The organism is Streptomyces phaeoluteigriseus, from assembly GCF_001896135.2.
GTDB classification, from domain to species: domain Bacteria; phylum Actinomycetota; class Actinomycetes; order Streptomycetales; family Streptomycetaceae; genus Streptomyces; species Streptomyces phaeoluteigriseus.
On record NZ_MPOH02000011.1, the window covers coordinates 689,145 to 695,144 of the forward strand.

Consider the following 6,000-nt stretch of genomic DNA (forward strand, 5'->3'; position numbering starts at 1 on the left):
CCCACTCGCGGGGCGTGGATCCCGGTGGTCGCCGTCCGCCGTTCCGTGACCCGGAGCGGTTTCCCCGTGGGCGTGGGTGGACGGGCCGATCGAGCCGGTGCCGGCCGCCCCAACCGGGCGCGCACGCTCCACCGCGCGTCCCGACCAGCAAGGAACGACCATGGCGTCCAGCCTGACGAAGGACTCGGTCCGTCCGGGAACACCCGGGACCGGGAAGACCTTCTTCGGCCACCCCCGCGGACTGGCCACTCTCTTCATGACCGAGATGTGGGAGAGGTTCTCCTACTACGGCATGAGGGCCCTCCTCCCGCTGTACCTGGTCGCACCGGGCGGCCTGCACCTGAACGCGGGCACCGCGACCGCGATCTACTCCGTGTACGTGTCGCTGGTGTACCTGCTGGCCATGCCCGGCGGCTGGTTCGGCGACCGCGTCTGGGGTCCGCGCAAGACTGTCGCCGTCGCCGGCCTGGTGATCATGCTCGGCCACCTCACGCTGGCCCTGCCGTCCTCCGGGACCTTCTACGCCGGCCTCGGCCTGGTCGCGATCGGCTCCGGTCTGCTGAAGGCCAACATCTCCACGATGGTCGGCCACCTCTACGACGGCCCGGACGACCCGCGCCGCGACGGCGGCTTCACCGTCTTCTACATGGGCATCAACCTCGGTGCCTTCGCCGCGCCGCTGATCATCGGCACCATCGGCGAGAACGTGAACTGGCACTTCGGCTTCGCGCTCGCCGCGCTCGGCATGGCGCTGGGCCTGGTCCAGTTCCTCCTCGGCAGCCGCCACCTGGCCGACCGCTCCAGCGTCGTGCCCAAGCCGCTGTCCGCCGAGGAGAAGGCCGGCACGCTGCGCAAGGCCGCGATCTGGGCCGGCATCGCCGTCGTGGCGTACTCGGTCATCGGCTTCTCCGGCCACTACACGCTGAACTGGATCCTGGTCCCGCTGACCCTGCTCGGTGTGATCATCCCGGTGATGGTGCTGGTCAACATCAAGCGGGACAAGGAACTCGACCGCCCCGAGCAGTCGAAGATGTCCGCGTACATCTGGTTCTTCGTGGCCGCGGCCGTGTTCTGGATGATCTACGACCAGGGCGGCTCGACCCTGTCGATCTTCGCCGACTCCTCCGCCGACAACACCGTCCTCGGCTGGGAGTTCCCGGTCTCCTGGTACCAGTCGGTCAATCCGGTCCTGATCATGGCCCTGGCCCCGGTCTTCGCCTGGTTCTGGCTCGCGCTGAACAAGCGCGGCAAGGAGCCGAGCACGATCGTGAAGTTCGCCTCGGGTCTGGTCCTGGTCGGTGCGTCCTTCTTCCTCTTCCTCGCCCCCCTCTCGATCGCCGACGGCGGTCACAAGGCGGCCGCGATGTGGCTGGTGGCGATCTACTTCGTCCAGACCGTCGGTGAGCTGCTGCTCTCCCCTGTCGGTCTGTCGGTCACCACGAAGATGGCGCCCGCGAAGTACGCCTCGCAGATGATGGGCGTCTGGTTCCTGGCCGTCACCGCCGGTGACGCCACGACCGGTCTGCTCTCCATCGCCGGCGTCGACCTGAACAGGACGGGCATCGTCGCCATGGAGGCCACCCTCGCGGTGGTCGCCGGTGTCGCGGTGTGGATGTACCGCAAGCGCGTCAAGGAACTCATGGGCGACGTCCGCTGACGTCCCCTCCCCCACCGGTTCCCCGAGGGCCGCCGCGACCGGAGTCGCGGCGGCCCTCCGCGCGTTCAGCGGGTCCGCCGGCGCCCCGGCAGATACGTGAACACCGCGCCGCCCAGCAGCACCGCCGTGCCCGCGAGAAGCCCCAGCGCCTTCAGCGCCGCGTGGTCGCCGGCGCCCGTCTCGGCGAGGCCGCCGCTCGTCGACGTACCGCCGCCGGAGGAGGACGAGGAGGAGCCGGAGCCGTTGCCGCCGCCCGAGGCGCCGCTCGCCTGTTCGGCGGTGTCCAGGGTGAGGGAGACCGCAGACCTGTCGGGGGTGCAGGTGGTGGTCGTACCGAGGGCCTCGATGGTGAGCACCCCCGGCGCGAGGGTGGAGGTGCCGGTCGCGCCGGGCTTGTACGTGCCCGTCAGGTCGGGGATCTCGATCGGCGCACCCGACTTGACGGCCTCCTTGTTCGTCGGCCCGGTCACCTTCACCGAGCCCTGGTCCGCGCCGCCGAGGACGATCTGCATCGACGGCTTGACCGAGTCGGCGGGGATGTCGATCGGACTGTCCATCACCGACTTCTTGAACTGCGCGGTGAGGTCGTAGCTCCCGCCGTTCCTCTTCGCGTTGATCTGCACCGGCGAGGTGGCCTTCTTCTCACCGATGGGTGAGGCGCAGGTGTAGGGGACGTCGACGACCTTGCCCGTGAAGTCGGTCTGTCCGCCGCCCCCGGAGGACGAGGGCGAGACGGACGGGGTCGCCGACGGCGACGGCGACGGGGGTGGCGACGACGACGGTGACGGGGACGGGGACTGCGACGGGTCCGGCGAGCCGCTGGAGGAGCCACCGGACGTCACCGTGATGGTCGCGGCCGGCTGCACCGGCTCCGTCGGCGCGCACTTGGTGTCCGTCGACATCGCGTTCACGACGTACGCGTCCGGGGTCAGCGTCACCTGCCCCGCCGCCGTCAGCTTCAGAGTGCCCTTCATCGAGGACAGGACCATCGCGCCGCCCTTGGGGATGGCCGGGTTCTCCCGCGGCCCCCGCATCTCGACGCTCGCGGTCTGTGCGCCGGCCGCCTTGAGCGTGCCGGACGGCTGCACCGAGTTGGCGGGCAGATCGATGATGTCGGGGTTCTTCGAGGCGGCCTGGGTGAACTTCCACCCGATGTCGACGGTGTCGCCGACCTTCGCCGAGGCCGGCGCGGTGATCTCGACCTTCGTGGTGCCGTTGACGTCGGGCAGGCCGATGCCCGCGGGCGGTATGCAGCGGGTGGCGTAGGACACCTCGGCGGCCTGCGCCTGCAAGGCGGCCGGGCCGAGGAGGACGGCGGATCCGCCCGCCAGTACGGCGACGGCGGCGGCCGCCGCTCTCCTGCGCCCGCGGGGTACGGCTCTCTCGCGCTCGCTCACGTCAATCCCTTCCTGCCGGGACTCCTCGGAGCCGTCGGGTTCGTCGGACTCGTCGCAGTCGTCGCAGTCGTCGCAGTGGTGGGAGTCGTCGCAGTGGTGGGAGTCGTCGGACTCCTCGGACGGTCGTCGTGCGGTGCGGAGAGCCGGCCCGCCGGGCCCGGACCGGAGTCCGGGGTGAACCACGGCAGGGTCGGGGTCGGGGGTGACACGGGTGGCTCTTCCGGGGCGGGCGTGCGCCGGGGCGGGCGGGGGATGCGAGCCGTCGGGCGCGGTACCCGGTGCCTGCGCGGGGCGGCCGTACTCCGCCGGATCCCGCTCGGTCGCGGCCGGACGCGGTCCACCACCGCCATGCCGACGCGGAACACCGCCGCCGGCACCACCAGGCAGAGCAGGACCCAGAACAGGGTCACGCCCCAGGGGCGGCGCACGCCCCACGGCTGCTCGGCGAGGACTTTGCCGCCGTACCTCAGGGAGACGGTGTAGTCGCCGTGGGCGCCGCCCGCGAGTTCCACGGGGAGTTCGACGCGGGCCTTCTTCCCGGGAGCGACGGTGCCGCGCCACTGGCGCTCGTCCCACTGCGGCGCGAACACGCCGTGGGCGGTGCCGACCTCGAACACCGGGTCCTTCACCGGCGCGGTGCCGACATTGCCGACCGTGAGGACCAGCGTGCGGGTGGGGGGTGCGCCGAACCAGGTGAGCACTGAGTCGGAGCCCTTCAGCACCGTGTCGGTGAGGACCGACAGCCGTCCGCCCACCGCCTCGGCGGGCAGTGGTTCGACGGCGTGCCCGGCCACCTGGAACACCGCGTCGGCCTGCGCCCTCGCGCCGGTCGCGGTGGCCACGTGCACGACGCAGGGGCACGGCACGGGCGGGTCGGCCACCGGCAGCGCGCGGCTGAAACGGCCGTCGGCGTCGGTGGTGACGGCCCGGCCGTCGGCGTTCGCGCAGGAGTTGGTGCCGCCGATGACGCCCCTCGACGGTTCGGCCTGCCCGCAGATCAGCAGCATCAGCAGTGCGCGGGGCCGCCATCCGCTGCCGGTCACGGTGATCGAACCACCGGTCCCCGCCTGCGACTCGGACAGCTTCACGCCGGGCGTCCCGGCCGCCGAGGCCGACCCCGCCCAGGGCAGCACCAGCAGTGCCAGCACCACCGCCAGCGCCGGAATCCGCACCTTGGCGCTCACGTCGGCTCCACCTCCGTACGCCGTGCCTCGGCCGTCGTACGGCGCCTTCGCCGACGTACGGCCACGGGGGTCACCGCGAGCAGCAGCGCACCGGCCGTCGTTCCGGCCGCCGTACGCCAGGGCACGAACCGGGCCGACGCCGTGCCCGTGGCCCGCGCGCCGCCGGACGCGGTCACCGTCAGCCGGACGGTCACCGCGTCCAGGGCGGGGCGGTCGGGCCAGGGCTCGTCGAGCTTCACCCGGCCGCCCGGCGGCAGGCGCACGGGCAGGGTGCGCGGGGCGCGGTCGAGGACCGTGCCGAGGACCCCGTCGGCGCGCACCGCGAGCCGCGGCACGAGCACCGTCGTGCCCCGGTTGACCAGCTCGTACGTGATCCGGCCCGCGCGTAGGGACACATGCTCGACGGTCAGCGCGGCCAGCCGGGGACCGCCGATCCGCAGCAGCAGCCGTACCGTCGTCTCCCGGCCGTCCGCGGCGCGTACGACGATCGTGGCGGGGCGGTCGCCGGGGGCCGCTTCCGGGGGGACCCTCAGCGTGAAGGGCACCTCGGCGCGGGTACGGGCGGGGACGCGCAGGGCGGTCCCGGCCAGCGCGATCGGCAGGCCGGTGGCGCGCAGCCGGACGGTGAGCGGCCGGGTGCCGCGGTTGGTGACGGCGAGGGTGTCCCGGAGCAGCGCGCCGGGCACGCCCTCCGCGTAGAAGGACGGCCTGCCCCGGCCGGCGGGCGCGGCGGACCACCCGGCGTCGGCGGAGGCGGGCAGGACGGGCAGGACAGGCAGGACGGGCAAGGTCAGCAGCAGGGCACAGGCGGCGGCGTACGGCATCGGCGGCTCCTGGGGGTGAGGTCAGCGCGTCTGGTTCCGCCGGGTCAGCCACAGGGTGCCCGCCGCGCCCGCCAGGAGGGCGGTGCCGCCGAGGGTGGCGAGGGCGATCGCGGAGTCCTCGGGGCCGGTCCGCGGAAGCGCGCCGCCGGCGCGGCGCCGGCGCCGGCGCCGCGCTGCCGCTGTCGTTCTGCGTTCCGCCGCCTGTCGTCGTCCGCCGCCGCCCTCGGCCGTCACGTCGAGCGTGAGCGACGGCGGGGGGCTCTTGGTGGGGGTGCAGGTCGTGGTCGTACCGAGCGCCTTGATGGTGAGCACGCCGGCGGTGAAGGTGACCTTGCCGGTCTTCTTCGGGGTGTACGTGCCACTCAGGTCGTTGATCTTGATGGGGGTGTCGGCCGGGATCGCCTCCTGGTTGGCGGGGCCGCTGACATTCAGGGTGCCGTTGTCGGCGCCGCCGAGCTTGATGGTGGCGCTCGGGTTCATCGCGCCCTTGCCGAGTTCGACGGGGCTGGAGGAGACGCCCTTCTGCCAGGACATGGTGATCTTGTAGGTGCCGCCGCTCTCGACGCCCTTGATGTCGATGGGCGAGACGGCGCTCTTGTCGCCGATGGGCGTCTTGCAGGCGTAGTTGACATCGACGACCTGGGCACTGGCCACGGGGGCGGCCATCCACACCGCCGGTCCGGCCAGGGCCGCGGCAGTCGCGAGCACGGCGGTTGGCTTCCGGTACGACACGGTCCCCTCTTTCCTGACAGGTCGTCGACGGCACCGCTGCTTTCCTGACGGCGCATCAGATAGGGCCGTCAAGGTACGCCCGGCACCGTGAGGAAGGAAGGGGAGCCGCACCCCGGAGTTGTGAGGATCCGACGTGCGGGTGATGAGGGCGGGGCGAGTGCGGTGGGGCCGATGCGGGGCGCGGGGCAGGTGCGGTGGGTACGGAG

The 6,000-nt window shown here is 72.7% G+C and carries 5 protein-coding genes; 1 reads left to right on the forward strand and 4 read right to left on the reverse strand.

Annotated elements, in window-relative coordinates:
- The first annotated feature begins 160 nt into the window (after positions 1–160).
- A complete protein-coding gene (locus BM536_RS14185) occupies positions 161–1,657 on the forward strand; it encodes an oligopeptide:H+ symporter (protein WP_073499286.1) in 1,497 nt (498 codons plus the stop codon).
- 65 nt (positions 1,658–1,722) lie between these two features.
- Here BM536_RS14185 and BM536_RS14190 read toward each other — a convergent pair whose 3' ends face one another.
- From BM536_RS14190 to BM536_RS14205, 4 genes are all read right to left on the reverse strand, one after another.
- On the reverse strand, positions 1,723–2,988 hold the full coding sequence (locus tag BM536_RS14190) for a hypothetical protein (protein ID WP_073499284.1): 1,266 nt from the start codon (positions 2,986–2,988) through the stop codon (positions 1,723–1,725).
- Positions 2,989–3,050: 62 nt separating this feature from the next.
- On the reverse strand, positions 3,051–4,238 hold the full coding sequence (locus BM536_RS14195; RefSeq protein ID WP_073499282.1) for a hypothetical protein: 1,188 nt from the start codon (positions 4,236–4,238) through the stop codon (positions 3,051–3,053).
- Entirely contained in the window at positions 4,235–5,062 is an 828-nt protein-coding gene (locus BM536_RS14200; protein WP_094103001.1) for a FixG Ig-like domain-containing protein, read from the reverse strand. The genes BM536_RS14195 and BM536_RS14200 overlap by 4 nt, the downstream gene beginning before the upstream one ends.
- Positions 5,063–5,083: 21 nt before the next feature.
- Positions 5,084–5,794, reverse strand: coding sequence for an LPXTG cell wall anchor domain-containing protein (locus BM536_RS14205; protein ID WP_094103002.1), 711 nt, complete (start codon positions 5,792–5,794; stop codon positions 5,084–5,086).
- Between the last annotated feature and the right edge of the window lie 206 nt (positions 5,795–6,000).

Excerpts from the sequence above, each read along its gene's own strand:
- BM536_RS14185 (WP_073499286.1), top strand. The coding sequence starts at position 161 with ATGGCGTCCAGCCTGACGAAGGACTCGGTCCGTCCGGGAACACCCGGG.
- BM536_RS14200 (WP_094103001.1), bottom strand. The coding sequence starts at position 5,062 with ATGCCGTACGCCGCCGCCTGTGCCCTGCTGCTGACCTTGCCCGTCCTG.